General features: G+C 47.5%; 19 protein-coding genes and 1 pseudogene. 8 read left to right on the forward strand and 12 right to left on the reverse strand.

The annotated features are described in order from the left end of the window. Nucleotides 1-218 precede the first annotated feature (218 nt). The gene (mtnN, locus tag RTU96_RS09320) at nucleotides 219-2399 is read left to right on the forward strand and encodes a 5'-methylthioadenosine/S-adenosylhomocysteine nucleosidase (RefSeq protein WP_312636290.1); all 2181 of its coding nucleotides are present in this window, start codon (nucleotides 219-221) and stop codon (nucleotides 2397-2399) included. A 48-nt stretch (nucleotides 2400-2447) separates the two neighbouring features. Here mtnN and RTU96_RS09325 read toward each other — a convergent pair whose 3' ends face one another. Continuing rightward, on the reverse strand, nucleotides 2448-2948 hold the full coding sequence (locus tag RTU96_RS09325; RefSeq protein WP_397356766.1) for a metal-dependent transcriptional regulator: 501 nt from the start codon (nucleotides 2946-2948) through the stop codon (nucleotides 2448-2450). 54 nt (nucleotides 2949-3002) lie between these two features. On the opposite strand from RTU96_RS09325, the gene RTU96_RS09330 reads away from it, so the two are divergent. The 5 genes and pseudogenes from RTU96_RS09330 (at nucleotide 3003) to RTU96_RS09350 (ending at nucleotide 7777) form a co-directional block, all read left to right on the forward strand. Next, the gene (locus RTU96_RS09330) at nucleotides 3003-3239 is read left to right on the forward strand and encodes a FeoA family protein (protein WP_312636292.1); all 237 of its coding nucleotides are present in this window, start codon (nucleotides 3003-3005) and stop codon (nucleotides 3237-3239) included. Between the two features lie 15 nt (nucleotides 3240-3254). Continuing rightward, nucleotides 3255-5399, forward strand: a complete 2145-nt coding sequence (feoB, locus tag RTU96_RS09335) for a ferrous iron transport protein B (protein WP_312636294.1) — start codon at nucleotides 3255-3257, stop codon at nucleotides 5397-5399. Nucleotides 5400-5697: 298 nt separating this feature from the next. Next, nucleotides 5698-6300, forward strand: coding sequence for a hypothetical protein (locus RTU96_RS09340; protein ID WP_312636296.1), 603 nt, complete (start codon nucleotides 5698-5700; stop codon nucleotides 6298-6300). A gap of 61 nt (nucleotides 6301-6361) precedes the next feature. Further along, nucleotides 6362-6859 (forward strand): annotated as a pseudogene (locus RTU96_RS09345) (transposase); the annotation flags it as partial. Between the two features lie 321 nt (nucleotides 6860-7180). Then, nucleotides 7181-7777 (forward strand): hypothetical protein, encoded by a 597-nt coding sequence (locus RTU96_RS09350; protein ID WP_312636297.1) that lies wholly within the window; start codon nucleotides 7181-7183, stop codon nucleotides 7775-7777. A gap of 346 nt (nucleotides 7778-8123) precedes the next feature. Here the strand turns inward: RTU96_RS09350 and RTU96_RS09355 are convergent, their stop codons facing one another. The 8 genes from RTU96_RS09355 to RTU96_RS09390 form a co-directional block, all read right to left on the reverse strand. Then, nucleotides 8124-8474 (reverse strand): IS3 family transposase, encoded by a 351-nt coding sequence (locus RTU96_RS09355; protein WP_312636299.1) that lies wholly within the window; start codon nucleotides 8472-8474, stop codon nucleotides 8124-8126. A gap of 27 nt (nucleotides 8475-8501) precedes the next feature. Continuing rightward, the gene (locus RTU96_RS09360; RefSeq protein ID WP_312636301.1) at nucleotides 8502-9455 is read right to left on the reverse strand and encodes an IS3 family transposase; all 954 of its coding nucleotides are present in this window, start codon (nucleotides 9453-9455) and stop codon (nucleotides 8502-8504) included. A 98-nt stretch (nucleotides 9456-9553) separates the two neighbouring features. Beyond that, nucleotides 9554-11458 (reverse strand): ABC transporter permease, encoded by a 1905-nt coding sequence (locus RTU96_RS09365; RefSeq protein WP_312636303.1) that lies wholly within the window; start codon nucleotides 11456-11458, stop codon nucleotides 9554-9556. Nucleotides 11459-11486: 28 nt separating this feature from the next. After that, the gene (locus RTU96_RS09370) at nucleotides 11487-12245 is read right to left on the reverse strand and encodes an ABC transporter ATP-binding protein (RefSeq protein ID WP_312636305.1); all 759 of its coding nucleotides are present in this window, start codon (nucleotides 12243-12245) and stop codon (nucleotides 11487-11489) included. Between the two features lie 69 nt (nucleotides 12246-12314). Then, nucleotides 12315-13328, reverse strand: a complete 1014-nt coding sequence (locus RTU96_RS09375; protein ID WP_312636306.1) for a sensor histidine kinase — start codon at nucleotides 13326-13328, stop codon at nucleotides 12315-12317. After that, complete coding sequence (locus RTU96_RS09380) at nucleotides 13325-13987, reverse strand: response regulator transcription factor (RefSeq protein WP_312636307.1); 663 nt, start codon at nucleotides 13985-13987, stop codon at nucleotides 13325-13327. Before RTU96_RS09380 ends, RTU96_RS09375 begins: the two co-directional genes overlap by 4 nt. A gap of 101 nt (nucleotides 13988-14088) precedes the next feature. Continuing rightward, complete coding sequence (locus RTU96_RS09385) at nucleotides 14089-14427, reverse strand: DUF6076 domain-containing protein (RefSeq protein WP_312636308.1); 339 nt, start codon at nucleotides 14425-14427, stop codon at nucleotides 14089-14091. Between the two features lie 13 nt (nucleotides 14428-14440). Further along, the gene (locus RTU96_RS09390) at nucleotides 14441-15106 is read right to left on the reverse strand and encodes a hypothetical protein (protein WP_312636310.1); all 666 of its coding nucleotides are present in this window, start codon (nucleotides 15104-15106) and stop codon (nucleotides 14441-14443) included. 324 nt (nucleotides 15107-15430) lie between these two features. Between RTU96_RS09390 and RTU96_RS09395 the strand changes: the two genes are divergently transcribed. Beyond that, nucleotides 15431-15718, forward strand: coding sequence for a plasmid mobilization protein (locus RTU96_RS09395; RefSeq protein ID WP_312636311.1), 288 nt, complete (start codon nucleotides 15431-15433; stop codon nucleotides 15716-15718). A 39-nt stretch (nucleotides 15719-15757) separates the two neighbouring features. Here the strand turns inward: RTU96_RS09395 and RTU96_RS09400 are convergent, their stop codons facing one another. Next, complete coding sequence (locus RTU96_RS09400) at nucleotides 15758-15952, reverse strand: hypothetical protein (RefSeq protein WP_312636365.1); 195 nt, start codon at nucleotides 15950-15952, stop codon at nucleotides 15758-15760. A 26-nt stretch (nucleotides 15953-15978) separates the two neighbouring features. Between RTU96_RS09400 and RTU96_RS09405 the strand changes: the two genes are divergently transcribed. Further along, complete coding sequence (locus tag RTU96_RS09405; protein WP_312636312.1) at nucleotides 15979-16299, forward strand: hypothetical protein; 321 nt, start codon at nucleotides 15979-15981, stop codon at nucleotides 16297-16299. Nucleotides 16300-16360: 61 nt separating this feature from the next. On the opposite strand, the gene RTU96_RS09410 is transcribed toward RTU96_RS09405, so the two are convergent. Then, entirely contained in the window at nucleotides 16361-16579 is a 219-nt protein-coding gene (locus tag RTU96_RS09410; RefSeq protein WP_312636313.1) for a PspC domain-containing protein, read from the reverse strand. A 225-nt stretch (nucleotides 16580-16804) separates the two neighbouring features. Next, a complete protein-coding gene (locus tag RTU96_RS09415; protein WP_312636359.1) occupies nucleotides 16805-17539 on the reverse strand; it encodes an ABC transporter permease in 735 nt (244 codons plus the stop codon). Between the last annotated feature and the right edge of the window lies 1 nt (nucleotide 17540).

Raw genomic sequence — 17540 nt, forward strand, 5'->3', positions numbered from 1 at the left:
AAAAGTAAAGCTTTCGATGCAAAAAGCACGGAAACCAGCGCCGGAAACGGCGCTTCTTTTTTTAAATTGCTGAAAATACAGAATTTATTTGCATTTTACTTGAAAGTCCTGTAAAATAACAATCCGATAAAGGTACTACCTTGTAGTAGTGCCGTGAGGAGAAGAGAGGTTATTGAAAGATGAAAATAGCGAAAAAGATGCTGTCTTTTGTTCTGGCAATGTCAATGCTGACAATCATGACCATAGCTGTTTCCGCAAAGACCGCAAGCAAAACCGGCCCCGGCGATGTGGCCGAAAATTCCGCGTTTTCAAAGGCCGTTCAGTTTGTCTGGGAACGGGGATATATGAACGGATACGCAGACGGAACCTTTCGTGCCGAAAACACAGTGACCCGTGCCCAATTGTTTCAAACGCTTTACAATATTCAGGAAACGCCCTCCGTCTCCGGCATAACGCCTTTTCAGGATGTCGCACCAGACGCATGGTACACCTCTGCTGCCGCGTGGTCTAAAGGCACTGGTCTGACAGAAGGTACGTCGGCGGGCTTCTCTGCAAATACGAAGCTTAACCGTCAGCAGCTTGTCAAGGTGATGTGCGCTTATGCAGAGCTGACCGGCGAAACCTTGCAAGGCGGAGATTTGTCCGCCTATAAGGATGTGGAGCAAGTGGCCTCCTATGCTCTGCCCTATATGAAAATGGCCGTGGGTTCCGGGATCATCAATGGTAGCGGAGACAAGCTGAATCCCGCCGGTGCGGTGACCCGCGGACAACTGGCTCAGATTCTCTACAACTATTTCAGCAAAGCGGAAGCTGCCTATACGAGTGCCAAGCGCCCGCTACTGCTGGAAGGCGCCATGGGTATTGAAACCACCACAATGATCGAGGCACTGACCAATCCGGTGGAATACACACTGGGTCAGTATGACTATGTGGCCGGTACATACCACAGCTACCCCGTGGTGGTCTGCCGAACCGAGCAGGGGCAGGCCAACGCAGCCGCCTCCACGGCGCTGGCGATGGAGTTTTTCAATCCTGTTGCCGTCATCAATCAGGGCACCTCCGGCGGACATGACCCGGCTCTGCACACCTATGACATCGTAATCGGCAAGCAGTCCTTTGACGGCAGTGCATGGAAATCGGGCGCATCTGCCAAGGGAACCGGCGTAGACTACAAAGACATTGAAATGCAGGGCGTCTATGCCTATGGCAAGACTGCCGGGGAATTTACGCAGCAGGTCTACTATGATGCCGACGCCACATTGCTGGCGGCCGCCAATACCGTCAAGGGCACGTATACCCAGGGCAGTGTTGTAAATGGTATCATTGATTCCTGCGACGCTTGGAACAATCAGGTTGACCGTATGCTGTACCTTTACGAAACCTTCGGCTCCTCCTGCGAGGAAATGGAAACCAATGCCGTTGCCCAGATCTGCAAGACCTATGACATTCCGTTTTTAGGCATCCGCATCCTGTCCAATACCGGAATCTATGGCGAAAACTTTGACTGGAAAACCGGCGCGGCCTGCCAAAGCTACGTTCTCAATGTGGCAAAACAGTATATCACCTCCTATCTCAGCAGCGCGCCCAGTTCTGTGACCGCCAACAACCAAAAGACCTCTTTGAATACCCAGAGCTATGATAAAACACAGCGGCCTATCCTGCTGGAAGGCGCCATGGGCATTGAGACGACCACGATGATCAGCGCCCTGAATAATCCCACCGCCTATAAGCTGGGCCAGTGGGACTATGTAGCCGGCACCTACAATGGCTATCCGGTGGTGGTCTGCCGTACGGAACAGGGCCTTGCCAATACGGGCGCCTCCACCGCGCTGGCCATGGAATTTTTCAATCCCTCTGCGGTGATCGATCAGGGCACCTCCGGCGGACACGACCCGGCCCTGCACACCTATGACATTGTTCTGGGAAAGCGGACTGTGAACTACTCTGCATGGAAAACCATTGCCTCCGCCAAGGGCGCGGGTGTTGACTACACCGCCTTTGAAATGAACGGCGTCTATGCCTATGACAGAGAGGAAGCTGCCTTTACACAGTCTGTCTATCATGATGCCGACCCCGCCCTGCTGAAAGCCGCCAGCACCGTCAAAGACAGCTACACCGACGGCTCCGTGGTGGAAGGGACCATCGGTACCTCCAACGAATGGAACAACCAGATTGATCGAATGCTCTATCTGAACAAGACGGTCGGAACCTCCTGCGAAGAAATGGAAACCGATGCCGCCGCGCAGATTTGTAAGACCTATCATGTTCCGTATCTGGGTGTGCGCATTTTGTCCAACACCGGTATTTACGGAGAGAACTTCGATTGGAAAACCGGTGCAGCCTGCCAGAACTATGTGCTCAGCGTTGCCGCAGAGTATATCAGCAGCAATCTTAAATAATTTTAAAACGGGTGTGGGGCCAGCGCTTAAAAAGCGCTGGCCCCACACTTATTTAATATCTCCTGAACAATTTTCAGTAAGGTACGCAGTCAAAAGCTCCAGATTTTTCACGGTAGTACGGTCGAGAAAATGCTCTATTTTCTCCACCTGCTCCAATTCATTGTCTGAATGATTTAATGCGCACAGAAAGCAGGAAATTACTTCATGGCGATAAAGTAAATAATTTCCAGTTTTCCGTCCTTTGTCCGTCAAATAAATATCTCCGTACTTTTCCGCCTGAATAAATCCAGACTGCCCCAGTTGCTGCACCATTTTTGTGACTGAGGATGCTTTTACATGCAGCATTTTAGACAGCTCGCTTACCCGGACGGATTCATTTTGCCGTGTCAGGCGTGAAATCATTTCCAGATAATCCTCCATGGCGCTGGTTAGTTCGCCGTCAGCATTGAGCTCATACCCCTTCATGGTATAAAATTCGTCTGAATAATTCATTTTTTGCACCTCTTCATGGCTACGCAAATACCGGTAACCATTTACGGTACCGTGCATAACATATTGATAGAAAGTTTCCTTATCCTAAATTATTCGAAGGGTGTATCGGTTATGAATAATCAAATTTGTTTGAATGATATAAAGCCCGGCCAGCATGCTACCGTCAGCGCACTGCAATCCACAGGAAGCATGCGTCGCCGCCTATTGGATATTGGGTTGATTGAAAATACAGATGTGGAATGTCTGGGCAGAAGTCCGGGCGGTGACCCCGCAGCTTTTTTGATCCGAGGAGCCGTGATTGCAATTCGTTCCGAGGATTGCCAAAATATCTTAATCCACGCATTATAATTTGGAGGAATAGGAATGGGCCTTACAAACAGTTCCATTGGAATTAAAGCTGTTGATTCCGGATTAGTTATCCAAAAGCAAGCCCCCAAAGACAAGGTCGTTGCTCTTGCCGGAAATCCAAATGTGGGGAAGAGCACTGTCTTCAACGGACTGACTGGCATGAACCAGCACACCGGCAATTGGCCCGGAAAGACCGTCACGAATGCACAGGGTTATTGCAAAACAAAAAAGAAATCCTACGTCATGGTGGATATTCCCGGTACTTATTCTTTAATGGCTCATTCCGCCGAGGAGGAGGTTGCACGTAACTTTATCTGTTTTGGAGAGCCGGACGCGGTGGTCGTGGTCTGCGACGCCACATGCCTGGAGCGCAACCTCAATCTTGTTTTACAAACTCTTGAAATTTCATCCAACGTCGTTGTCTGTGTCAATCTAATGGATGAAGCAAAGCGGAAAAATATTCAAATTGATCTGCCCCTGATCGCAAAAAGATTGGGTGTGCCGGTCGTCGGAGCTGTCGCAAGAAAAAAGAAAAGCCTGTCCGACCTAATGGGAGCGGTTGACCGCGTCACAGATGGGGCTAGTCAAACAGCGCCTCTGTCTGTACGTTATCCGGAAGCCATAGAAGCCGCAATTTCCAAGATTCAACTGATTCTGATGCAAAAATCCGGTGAAAAACTGAACAGCAGGTGGCTTAGTTTAAAGCTTCTGGATCAGGATGAATCTCTTATCCGGGAAATCAACGCTTATCTCGGAGAAGAGTTTTTACAGGATGACGAATTAAAAGATGCGATTATTCTGGCTAAAAAGCAGCTAAACGAGCAAGGAATTGACACGGATCGTTTGAAGGATCTAATTGTTTCCGCTTTGGTAAAAAACGCAGAGGATGTATGCCGAGACGCTATTATATATGAAAAGACTAATTATGCCGCCTCAGACCGTAGATTGGATAAAATTCTTACCAGCAAGCTCACCGGATATCCAGTGATGCTAGTCCTGTTGGCATTGGTTTTCTGGTTAACTATTACGGGTGCGAATTATCCTTCGCAGCTCCTCTCAAACGGCCTGTTCTGGGTGCAGGATCGGCTCACGAACTTTTTCCAATACATCCATGCACCCGATTGGCTTCATGGAATTCTTATCCTTGGTGTTTACCGGGTTTTGGCTTGGGTTGTATCCGTTATGCTTCCGCCAATGGCCATTTTCTTTCCACTGTTTACCTTGCTGGAAGATGCAGGCTATCTCCCCCGCGTAGCCTACAACCTTGATAAGCCCTTTAAACGCTGCTGTGCCTGCGGCAAGCAAGCACTTTGCATGTGCATGGGCTTTGGATGCAACGCTGCGGGGATTATCGGGTGCCGGATCATTGACTCCCCCCGAGAGCGGCTGCTGGCCATTCTGACAAACAACTTTGTCCCCTGCAACGGTCGCTTCCCCACGCTAATCGCTATTCTCACCATGTTTTTTGTGGGAACCTCCGGAGGAGTGTTTTCTTCCTTGCTTTCCGCCGTACTGCTGACGGCGGTGATTGTACTCGGGGTTGGAGTTACCTTTGCAGTTACCAAGCTTCTTTCCAAAACGCTGCTCAAGGGGGTTCCGTCCTCCTTTACTCTGGAGCTTCCGCCATACCGTAAGCCGCAGATTGGGAAGGTAATTGTCCGCTCCATCTTTGATCGGACGCTGTTTGTGCTGGGCCGAGCCATTTGCGTCGCAGCCCCTGCGGGACTGGTTATCTGGCTTATGGCAAACATCTCAATCGGCGACGCCAGTATACTGAATCACTGTGCCTCTTTTTTAGATCCCTTTGCGCGATTGATGGGACTGGACGGTGTGATTCTAATTGCTTTTATTCTGGGCTTCCCCGCTAATGAAATTGTCATTCCCATTATTATAATGGCTTATATGGCACAGGGCAGTATTCTGGAGCTTGACAGCCTCGCCCAAATGAAAGAATTGTTTGTATCAAACGGCTGGACCTGGATTACAGCAATTAGTACAATGCTATTTTCTCTCTTACACTGGCCCTGTTCCACCGCTCTGCTGACCATAAAGAAAGAAACGGGAAGCTGGAAATGGACGGCGCTGGCCGCTGCAATTCCAACATCCGTTGGCATCGTCTCTTGTATTTTGTTCGCCACGGTGGCCCATATGATATGGTAATTGGTTCTGCTAACGTATAATATTATTAACACTCCCGTTTTTGCAGAAAAGGTCAATTCATAAAAAAGGATATAGAAAACCACTCGCCCTACAAAGGGCGAGTGGTTTTGGCTTATCCGTAACTGGCGGCTTATCACACAACCGAGAAGGCCGTTGACAAAGATAACCCGTATATGTTCGGATAAGTCTCTATTTTGGTGAGCCAATAAAAACACTATTGACAGATAGCATCACACATAATACAACATTCCGTCACCTCTTTGAACATATTTTGCATCTGTGCCTGGAAAAGGGACTGGTGGACGGAAAGGTCATTCTGACCGACTCCACACACGTGAAAGCGAACGCTTCCTTTAAGGCAAATACAAAAGTGCTGTCCCAGCGCGAGACAACAGACTACACGGGACGGCTGGACCGGTATGAGGCGGAGGAACGTGCGGGGCTGGAGTCGTCCGGCGCCATCAAGCCGCAGCGTGCCGGAGGAGAGAAAAAGGAAAGCCCAAAAGTGGAAAAGACGGTCAGCACCACCGATCCGGATGCCGGGATACTGCGGCGGCTGGGGAAACCGGAGGGGATGCATTACCTGGATCATCAAAGCGTGGACGCCGCCCACGGAATCGTGGTGGATGTGGCGGTGACGCCGGGAAACGTAAACAATTCGGAGCCCTACCTTGAACGTATTGAATATATGAAGGAACATCTGGGGCTGGATATTCAAATAGCCGGTGCAGACAGTGCCTACGGCATCAGCATGATTTACCGGGCAATGGAGGATATGGGCGTTCGGCTGCACACGCCCGGAGAAACGGGCGGGGCGACCTACAAGGTGGAGCTCAAGCGCGAGGAGTTTCGGTATGACGCGGAAAGAGACGGCTTCCTTTGCCGGGAGGAATGGCACTGACACTGCGCAGTCTTGAACGGGAACACTACAATATTTGCCGGATATACCGAGCCGACAGGAAGGAATGCTGGAGGCTGTGTATGAAGTCTTTCCCGATGCAAAATACCAGCGCTGCACAGTCCACTTTTACCGCAATGTTTTCTCCGTTGTTCCCCGTTCCAAGGGGAAGCTGGTTGCCAAAATGCTCAAAGCCATCCACGCCCAGGAGAGCAAGGCTGCGGCGCTGGCAAAGGCCAGAGACGTAGTTGCCGCGCTGAAGGACTTGAAACTGAAGGAGGCCACCAAAAAGGTGGCGGACAGCGTGGAGGAGACGCTCAGCTACATGGCGTTTCCCTTTGAGCATTGGACGCGTATCCGCACCAACAACGCTATTGAGCGCCTCAACCGTGAGATCCGCCGCCGCACCCGCGTGGTGGGGGCTTTCCCTGATGGGAACTCCGCCCTTATGCTGGTCTGTGCGCGGCTGCGGCATGTTGCCGGTACCCAGTGGGGAAACAAGAAGTACATGAATATGAAGCATCTGGAGGCGACTATGGACGACGACTCATTGGCTGGTTAATCTCATTCCACATGAGACTGCAAACCAATTTGCGCATAACTCTTGACACTACCCGGAAAACGCAGGCAGAATATTCACATCAGCTATGATTTGGTGGGGATTCTGCCGGAACTGAATACCCCGGTAAATGAAGAAATGGCGTAACTTTTACGCTACGCCATACTTCGTTCAAATACTGTCTTATTAAGGACACCCTGAACCGGCCTGTTTTTGTTTGCATGTATTTCCTTTCGCATCTTGATCTGCTATAATTTAACCAATGAATGATAAATCGGAATTTGAAGTATGGAATTTTTGACATTTGGTAAGGAGAATTCGGAAATGAACCAAAAAATCGGTATGGCAGGTTCGTTGATCAGTTCAATATCCGTAGCTTTGTTTGCTGTCTTTATGCTGATCGCATTTAATTTTGGCAGCTTTTTTGTCTGCATATTTTTGGCGCTTGGCTTTGTCTTGATGATAAGCACGTTTGCTCATGAAAGTGAGCCAGACAGAAAGGCTGCTGCGAACGTGGCGCTAATCTTTGCTGCGGTGTATTGTGTGATGATCTTGCTGGTGTATTTCGCACAGACCACTTCAGTTCGGCTCGACAGTCTGAACGAACAGGCCATACAACTCATTGATTATTCGAAATCGGGTCTGTATTTCAATTACGACCTGCTTGGATATGGTCTAATGGCGCTGTCAACCTTTTTTATCGGGTTGACGATTAGAGCGAATACCAAAGCAGACAAGTGGCTCAAGTGGCTGCTGATTCTCCACGGCGCTTTCTTTATTCCGTGCCTGATTGTGCCCATGCTCGGCATTTTTTCAAGTGATGGATACTGGACGGGCGTGATTGTTTTAGAGTTCTGGTGCGCTTATTTCATTCCGCTTTGCATTTTGTCTTACGTACACTTTAAAAAGAGAACAGAGTGAGCATACACTCATCACGAAAGATTCCAATTTATCAGTGAGATTATGAGCAAAATACAAAGCAGTCATGTTTCAATTTATCTGCGGGATTAGCGTATACACTATTAAATAAATTATCTTTGTAGGAGAAATGAAAAATAACGAGATGTGCAAAAGATTCAACTTTTTCTTTCAGCTTTCCAATCTTTATTATCGAAATTATTGGAATTTTTCAAGTCTCATTATTTCACTCCGACCAAATTAAAGTCATGTATGAGGATTTGAGTTCATATATGACTTTTTTGTTTTGCAAAGATAAAATAAGTTAAATAACGATGATAAGGGGGGGGGGTGCGGACAAAATCCTGTACTAAGCACAGAGTTCTAAATTTTGTCGATATTCCATTGGACTAGCTCCGCGGAGAGATTGTTTGATTCGCTTGTTCCTATACCAAATCATATACGCATCAATGATCTGAATAAACTGTTCAACAGATACATCTACCCATGAAATTCCATAGAACATTTCATTTTTCATGCGGCCAAAGAATCCTTCGCAGGCAGAATTGTCGGGAGAACATCCCTTCTTCGACATGGATCGCTGCAACTGTGCCCGGTCCGTGCGGTGAATCCAACCTGGCCAGCGATAATGGTAGCCACGATCTGTATGAATCGTAGGAGTTTCCCTAGCTTTCAGTCTTTCAATCGCATCATCCAGCATTCCATTCACCAGTTCCGCATTGGGAGATCATCCAACACGCCATGAGACAGGCATTCCATCAAAGCAGTCAATCATAGGTGAAAGATATACCTTCCCCGCAGGAATGGCAAACTCCGTAATATCCGTAAGCCACTTCTCATTGGGGCGATTTGCATGAAAATTACGCGCAAGGATATTGGGAACTGCCGGCATTATTTCACCCTGATAGGAGCTATACACTCGCTTTTTGTGAATCCTTGGGTGCAAATGCGCTTGATTCATAAGACGAAGAACGATTTTTTCCGATAGTCGAACGCCATGTTTCCTCAGTTCCAAATGAATTCGACGATACCCATAGCATGAACAGTTTTCCTCAAAAATTGCTTTGATTTGCTCCCTTTTCGTAGCATATGAATCGTTTTGTTTCTTAGCCTTTTTTCGATGAAAATAGCTGCTGCGAGCATAGTGCAGCGCTTTGAGTAATGTCGGCAGCGGATATTTATTCTTTAAGGCGTCGATAATTGCTGCCTTTTCCCTGTTTTTCAGAGAGTTCCGGTCGACGCCTGGGTCTTTTTTTAGTACGTCAAGAGTCTCCTTCAGAATATCAACCTCCAGCTGCATATCCCGGATCTGCTCTTTGAGCCTTGAAATTTCCTCATTTGCAGCCGGTGTTCCTTCTTTAAGCGACCCCCGCTCTCTTTCCTTTGATGGCCTCATCAGTGCTGCACGCCCTTTCTCAATGTACTTTCTTCTCCATTGATAGATACTGGCTGTGCTATAGCCAATCTCATCTGATACTGATTGTACATTTTCGCCCAGCTCAAAGCAACGGTGAAGGGCATTTAATTTGAGTTCCAGGATGCTCTGGGGTATTGACCCCATGAAAGATTGAGCGTTTTTTTGGCAAATGCTCACGTCTCGTGATCCAATTGTAAGGGGTTTGCCGCCTTGCCGGATACCCCAGTTGTATGATTGCTTTGGTGACGGAGCCGCACTCGTCATATAGGGCAAGTGCCTTGTAGTACTGCTCCTCGGTATACATGCTTTCCTCCTGTTGGGATCATGACCAGTCCAATTTCTTGACCGCACCCCCCGAACCTTTATGCACCCGGCAAAACGTTTCTTTTTAAGTGTTCATACGAGGCTACGATGTAGATGGCAAACACTGCAAAGAATATTGCCAGTGTTGCGCCGACAACCAAGAAAATCTGCGCGATACCCTGAAATACGCCGGGGTCGAAAGCCATGCACAGAAAAAATATGAAGATACTGCTAATTACCACAGCGGGAAATACGGGCAGTACGTAATATACTGCAAACTGCCTGAGAAGCGCGCTACTCAAATACTTCTTATCAGCTCCAAGCATATGTAGAGTGGCATATTGGTTCTGATAGCTTTTCGTTTCGCTGAGGATCTGGATCGCCAGAACGGTTGCAGAGACGATCATCAGCACCAGCGCCACATAAAACAGCGGAAAGACGATGAGCGCGTATAACGATGCGTTCTGCTCCTTCACAATTTCCTTAGAAAAAATCATATCATAACCGACAGAACTACCGCTTTCGCGCCGGCCCATGCGTATGGCGTCCAGTGCCGCATAGTCCGTCACGGTAACGGGAATGCCAGTCATAGCCGCATAGGCACTGTGAGATACCGGCAGCGTTTTTGCGATTTCATCGGGCACCACAAGGATAAAACCGCTGCCGTTTCCATTCCAGCTCTGCTGGGTAAAAGTTTCGTGATATACCGCGCCCCTGACCAGCGTTCTGTCGCCGATTTGGACAGTGCCGTTATACTGTTCTAAAGGCTTTGTAAGATAATCCAGACACTGGATGATATATTCTCCCTCAGGCAGCGTAACTTTTTGATATCCAAGCATGTCCCTAATCTTGGTGTAGTCTGAAAACGCCATTACGGTATCGTAATCATAGGCACGGAAGTCATCCCGATAAGGATCGACATACTGGGTTAAAAAGTCGCTATCCAACTTGTAAACATTGTATTGCCATTCACTTTTTACATCAAGATTCCCATCAATATATTTCCTGTAATCGGAAAAACCCGTTGCTTGTTCCGAGCCTATATAGATGCTGTGGGCGGTTTCAAGCTCTGCATTTCGCATAAAAAGATGGTTAAAGGACAAGCCAGTCCCCACTGCAATCAGCGTGGCGGTCAGCAAGATGGATATGACCGACAGCGTAATTCCCATGCTGCCGACCTTGGACGTAAGAGAGCGAAAGGCGTAAAGAGTATTACCGCCGTACTTCTTCTTCTCATGCTTTTCAAAATAGGCGGGTATCCCAGAAGAAAAGCTGATATAAAAGGTAAACAGGAAAAAGATGATGACGAAGGCCCCAATCAGGCTAAGTGTTGCATCGTAGGTGAGCAGCAAGCCGGTTCCGGCAACTCCGCTAATCATTGAAACAATAAAAAGCTTCCTGCGTTTTTTGCTGTCGGGAGCAAGCGCTTTCTCATTATATTGATCCATATAAATCAGGTCGCTAATTTTAGATTTCTTGATTTTTCTCTGATTTAGAAAAAGTGCCACTATGAAGATCACCGCGAAACAAACAAAGGTGAGCAGCGTTGCGGACAGGGAAAACACATAGCTGAGGTGGTACTGTATCTCATATAAACGCAGCAGCATCGCTCGAAGCCCCTGATACAGGAGATTCCCGGTTAGCAAACCAATTAGCAGAGCCACTGCCCCGATGATTAGGTTTTCCATGAAAAACAGGTTGACAATTCTTTTTCGCTCAATGCCAAGTAAGAGGTAAGTGCCGAATTCCCGGCTGCGGCGTTTCATCATAAAGCGCATGGTATAATAGACAAGCCAGCCGATGATGCACACAACCACAAAGCTGGCGATGCCGATCATCAGCGGTAGGGTATCCAGAAGTTTGGAAAGGCTTTTGATTTCCTGTGAGAAAACAAGAGCATTAAAGGCAAAGATCAGCGAGGCAGCAATGACAATGGTGATAAAGTAAATAAGATAGTCTTTCATCTGTCGGGCTGCATTGCGCAGAGAAAGTTTAGAGAGCATCGTCTGTGTCACCTCCCAGAACGGAGAGCACATCAAGAATCTCGTGGTAAAATTCCCTGCGCGGCTTGTCGCCCTGATACAATTCGTTAAAAAGCCGCCCGTCTTTCAAAAAGAGAATGCGGTGGGCATAGCTGGCACTGAACGCATCATGGGTCACCATCAGAATAGTGGCGCCGTTTCCCCTGTTAATTTTTCCCATCAGCTCCAGCAGGTTTTTAGAGGACTTCGAGTCCAGCGCCCCCGTGGGTTCGTCGGCCAAAATCAGGCTCTGACCGAACACCATAGCACGGGCGCAGGCGCAGCGCTGCTTTTGACCTCCCGATACCTGATAAGGAAATTTGGAAAGAATATCATCGATTCCAAGCTGCCTTGCAACGCTTCTCACTTTTTCCTTCACTTGCTCAGGGGGATATTCGTTTATCGTCAGAGTGATGGCGATATTCTCTTCAATTGTCAAAGTATCCAGCAAATTAAAGTCCTGAAAGATAAAACCAAGCTTTTCCCGGCGGAATTTCGCCAATTTTTCTTCCGGTATTTCGGAGATGTTCTCACTGTCCAGATATACATTACCCGCGCTTACTGAGTCAATTGTGGAGATGCAATTGAGTAGCGTGGTCTTTCCCGAGCCTGACGCACCCATGATGGCAATGAATTCGCCGTCCTCCACATCAAAGCTGACCCGGTCCAATGCTTTTGTTACGTTATTTTTACTGCCATAATATTTTTCGATCTGTGAAACTTTCAGCATAATCTATTCGCTCCTTCCTCCATTATGATAATACAGAAGAAGTTTTTGATGTAGCGATATTTCTTTCCGCTATCTTTCATTTTCGTAAGATAACGGCCGCGGAAAACAGATGGAAATCGCCGTGTATTCGTTTTCTCTTGAATTAGCCTCCAGATATACACCCAGTGCTTCGGTAAGCTTTCGGCAAAGATACAGCCCCATGCCTGTAGATCCACCCAGAGTGCGGCCGTTGCTTCCTGTAAAGCCTTTGTCAAAAATGCGCCGCAGCTCCGATGCGGGAATGCCGATACCGTTGTCTTTGACCGTCAGTCTTGTTCTCCCATCAGTTTCTTCCACGCAGATACTTATGACAGGTGAAGCACTTCTGTATTTAACAGCGTTTGATAAAAGCTGCCCCAGCATAAATTCCACCCATTTGCCGTCGGTATAAACGCATTTGCCCAGGTTTTCTGTTTCAATCCTCACATTGTTCTGCGTCAGTAAGAAGCGATACTTCGACAGCGCCCTTTTAACGGATTCCAAAAGAGAGGTCTCCCGTATAATAAAATCCTTTTCTACGCAATCCAGTCTGGCATAGTAAAGCGCGCGCTCTACATGCCCTTCAATAAGAGCCAGCTGTGAGCAGATTTTTCGACTAGTTTCAGATTTGTTGTTTTCGCAGATGAGTTCAATCGCCGTAATGGGGACCTTAATTTCATGCACCCAGTTTTCAATATATTCCCGGTAATTCCGCTGCTTTTCCTCTGCGTCGGACACGGTTTCGATCATAGACTTTCCTGCACGCCTGAAAAGGCCGAAGATTTTGCGCCAAAAAAAATCATTTGGCTTAGGAGCACATTCCATAAAGAGATATTTTTGCTCCAGACCGTCCATAATTGCCTCCAGCTCGTGGAACTGATTTCTTTGCCTTAAATAATCAGCCGCAGTCCATATGCAAAAGCCGATTACCCATACAATTAGGATAGTGACAACAACTCCCGAGCTGGTCCCCGTCAAGAGCAGGAAGGTGGAGAGCACCAACATGCAAAATAGATGCAGCAGCAGGGAGATAACCCGATCTTGCAGGAACTCCCCAATTTTCATATCTTATACCCCAATCCGCGCTTTGTTTTGATATAGTCCGGCAGGCCGATATTGTTCAACTTGCCGCGCAGGCGCGTGACATTGACGCTGAGGGTATTGTCGTCGATATAGACCTGGTTATTCCACAGATATTCGATTAAGTCGGGACGGGAAACTATTTTGCCGGGTACTTTCATCAGGCAGGACAGGATTTTTTCCTCGTTTTTCGTGATATCCGCACGCTGCCCGTCGTGTTCAATCTCCCCCTTGGACAAGGAAAGCGTCAGCCCGTTTGCTGTATAGGCATCTTTTTCGGTCTGGCCGCTCCTGCGAAGAAGTGCCTGAATACGGGCCAGCAGGACCGGCAAGTCATATGGTTTGGAGATAAAATCGTCGCCGCCGAGGCTCAGCGCTCTGAGCTCGTCCATGGAGGTATTCCTGCTAGTGACAAAGATAACCGGAACCTGAGAGACTTTACGAAGTTCCATGCAAATACGGTAGCCATCTTGTCCTGGCAGCCCAATATCCAGCAAAATAAGATCGGGCGTGGTCCTTTGAATCTGTGCCGCTGTATCCGCGAAATCTTCAATGACTGCCGTATCGTATCCTGTGTTTTGTAATAGAATGGCAAGCTCATCGCTTATGCTCTTTTCGTCTTCAACAATCAATATTTTAGCCAAGTTCTCACCGTCCTGTATTGTATCATTTCCGTTCCCATCCAAATTAGCAAGCTAAGGCGGCAGATGTGTAACGAATCCTTACGCACCTGTTTTCTCTGCATTTAATCCACCCGTGCCCTCGCCAGCATCTCCACGCCGGAGATTTTGCCATCCACATAATCCCGCCGGGCCTGACTGGCGGCAGAAGACCAAGCCTTAAACTGTTCTTCCGACAAATCCTTGCCGCTGTGATCCCCAGCATATTTCCCTGCCGCCCGGTACCGCCGGGAGTAAACCTTGTTGTACCCGGTGAGATATTGCAATAAAAAGGTATCAGATTCAATTCGTTTGGCCCCCACCTGCTTGCAAGTCCGTTTTCCCTTGTACGGCCTGTCGCAGAAATCCCGCTTGCGCTTATCCGTCAGCACGAAATACCGCCCGCAGAGCTTGCACTGTTTCATATACTGTCCGTTTTTAAAGCATCTTGGTAAATTCAAAGAACAGCATTTCATCCAGATACTCAATCGGGTAATAGGACATCAGGCTCACGCCCTCGCCGTTCTGATGCATGATTTCCAGCAGATCATCCTGTTCGGTTAGCTTCCAGTCATGAATATCCCGCAGCGTATCGATATCCACCTTGCTTTTCTTTTTTGGCAGCAGCGCACACTGCATTTTCACCGGGGCATCCCCGAACTCGGGATGCCCCGCCATAAACTCGCACAGCCACTCGGACATGATTCTGTCCGGGCGGTTTTCTTTGTCCAGGCACATATCAACCGCTTCCCGAAAAATCTCCTGCAGTTCGATGACGCGCTCCAGTTCCTCCAGACAATCGGCAAGCTGCTTGAGCCTCTCGGAATCGATGTCGGCCTTGTAGTAAATAGGTGTATTCACAATGTTGTTGAGTAGCCCTACAAGGAAGAAGAACGCATAGCTATGCTTATGCTTCAGCGTTTCCGCCACATCGTAAACAGCATCCCGGACGTCCTGATAATGCTCCATCGTAAGCGGAATGCTCTTTGCCACCGCCAGCCACAGCCGGTACTTGCTCAAATCCAGCTCGACAAAATCAACTAACCCCTGCCCGATATGCTTTTCTGCGTACTGCCCGTTATGGGTTGCGTCGGTAAACGGCATGAAATGAACCAGCCCGTCGCTGTCGTAAAGGACCCGAACATGCGGATACTACGCCATGCTTTTCCTCTTTCTGAAAATAATCGAATTTCCGCAAAATCAATTATTTGCGCTTCCTTGTGTGCTTTGGATTTTGTCTGTACAATAATGATAGCACAGTGAATTGAAGATTTCAAATTACGATTCATTATCACGCAGGAGGTGAGTTTGATGCATAGTATCAAAACCCTCCCGTTGGGGGGGAAGCATAGCGTTCGGCTGTACGCCGACCGCATAAAAAGCAGGGCGCTGCCCCACACCCCGTAGAACGAAAGGAGCGCATAAGCCATGAAAAGTGAACGATTCAACATCCGAATGACGCCGCAGAAAAAGGCGGCGATTCTCGGCCGGGCAAAACGGACGGGCCGGACAGTCTCGGAGTTCATGATCGATACGGCGCTGAACCGAAAAAGCATCGTCATCGACAGTCTGCCGGAAATGGTACACGAGCTGAAAGACTTCGGCAGAAACCTCATCCAGCTGATGATTCTATGCAACATGGGAAGGTACAGGCCGTTCAGCTGGGCGAGTTTGAGGAAACCCTCGCGGACATCCACAGCGAGCTTTGCAAGCTGACGGAGGTGCTGTGATGGACACCTTTACCCCAATCAAAAATCAGAAGCAGACCAAGGGGCTCCGCTGGGAACCATGCTCTACGCAATCAACAAGAGAAAGACCACCTATGAAGGGCAAAGCCGGGTGTCCGGTTTTAACTGTAGCTCCTAGCGTTTCATCCACACTGCCTCGGACCAACTCCTTGATTTGCCCCTTGATTACTTCCTCATTTAACTGTACAATTTTCTCGGACATGGCTTGCTGTCTCCTTTCAGAATGGTGTGTCGCAACTTCATTCTATCAAAGACTGCAAACTGTGTCTCTTTTTATCTCTTTTTCAATTTGCGCAACTTATTCTACCTTATCGCATCATCTTTGGCGATCTGTTCAAGGTCACCCACTTCACCAGACAAAAAGAAGCCCTCTTTGCAGAGTACATCAACCGCAAAAATACCTTGGATTTGCGGCAAGAGATGAACAGTCTGCAAAAAGAGCTGGATGCGGCACAGCCCAGGGATACGGAGTTGACCGCACGCACTGAGATGATCTTAATTAACTACTATTTCAGCAACATAGCACATCTTTTTAAATGTAGTTTGTAATATGCGCATTGATGCGTTAATAGAGCTGTAACGCTGGTTAATAGTATGATAGACATACCGTCTACAAAAAAGAGCATAGCTCAATCCATAAAGTTTTATGGCTCTTTCGGTACAAAAATTGCAAACAGAATATAGGCCACAAGCCCGCTTCCGTATAGTGCAAAAATACCAGCCAGAGTATTCTTATCACTTTAGGCTTTACATCAATGTATTTGGCAATACCGCCGCAAACACCGGCAATTATTTTTCCGTCTCGAATCCGATATAATCTTTTTTTCATGAACAGTTACCTTTCTGCCATTGTTTATTGGATATACTCCTTTGCGTCTGGAGCTTCAATGATTACCCAAACTTACCAACCCATTCCTCTAGCTGTTCTACTACCCCTTTCGGCGGGGCATTGCTGAATCTCCATTCGGTATAATAGTGGAGCATACCAAAGAGCAGTACAAATATGATCAGTATGATCAATTTCTTTGTTTTCTTCATTTTGAGATGACCTACTTCAACTTTCTTTACTATGCTTCAGGCTTTTCAGTATAAGGACAGAAATGCAGCCGCAAAGCAGTAGACTAATGGAGCTAAGTATTACTTGGCTTGTTGATGCATCATAGTAGCCGGAAATGGTAAATACAGCCGTAATGGGATAAATGGCTTTCACCGTATTAGACATACTCATAAATAATCCGGCGAAAGAGAACATTTCAGTAATCACCAGCCCTAACCAATAGCTCTTTTTCATGTGGGATACCAAAGCGACAATGGGTGAGATCGCAAGAAACACAGCGAAACCGTCCAGAAAATAAGCTTTCAGAAAGCCTAGAACCATTTCTGTCGACAAATCAGAGAAATGTAAAACGGCCTCAACTGAAAATGTGATAACAAAGAGCAGCAAGTAAATCAGTACGCTGAACAAGAAAGTAATCATCATCTTTGCGGCGGTTAATTTTATCTCATTTACGGGAATGAGCCGCAGAGATTTTAGTGTGTCATCCTGATCTTCACGGCAAATCATATAGCTGCCTAAGAGGGCTATAACCGCCGGAAGAACCAAAAAGGTTGCCCATGGCTGTGTCGTTGTCATATACCAGCCTGCATTGTCTATATTCCGGGAGCCGTCATAAACTTCCTGCCCTCCTAAAAAAACAATGACCGCTACCATAACAGTTGCAAAAACGGCGAGCCAAACAATATTTGAACGGCGAAGCTTTTGACGTTCTGCCCAAAGGTATGCCCCCATT

It is taken from the genome of Oscillibacter sp. (genome assembly GCF_032018205.1).
In the GTDB taxonomy this organism is placed as follows: domain Bacteria; phylum Bacillota; class Clostridia; order Oscillospirales; family Oscillospiraceae; genus Oscillibacter.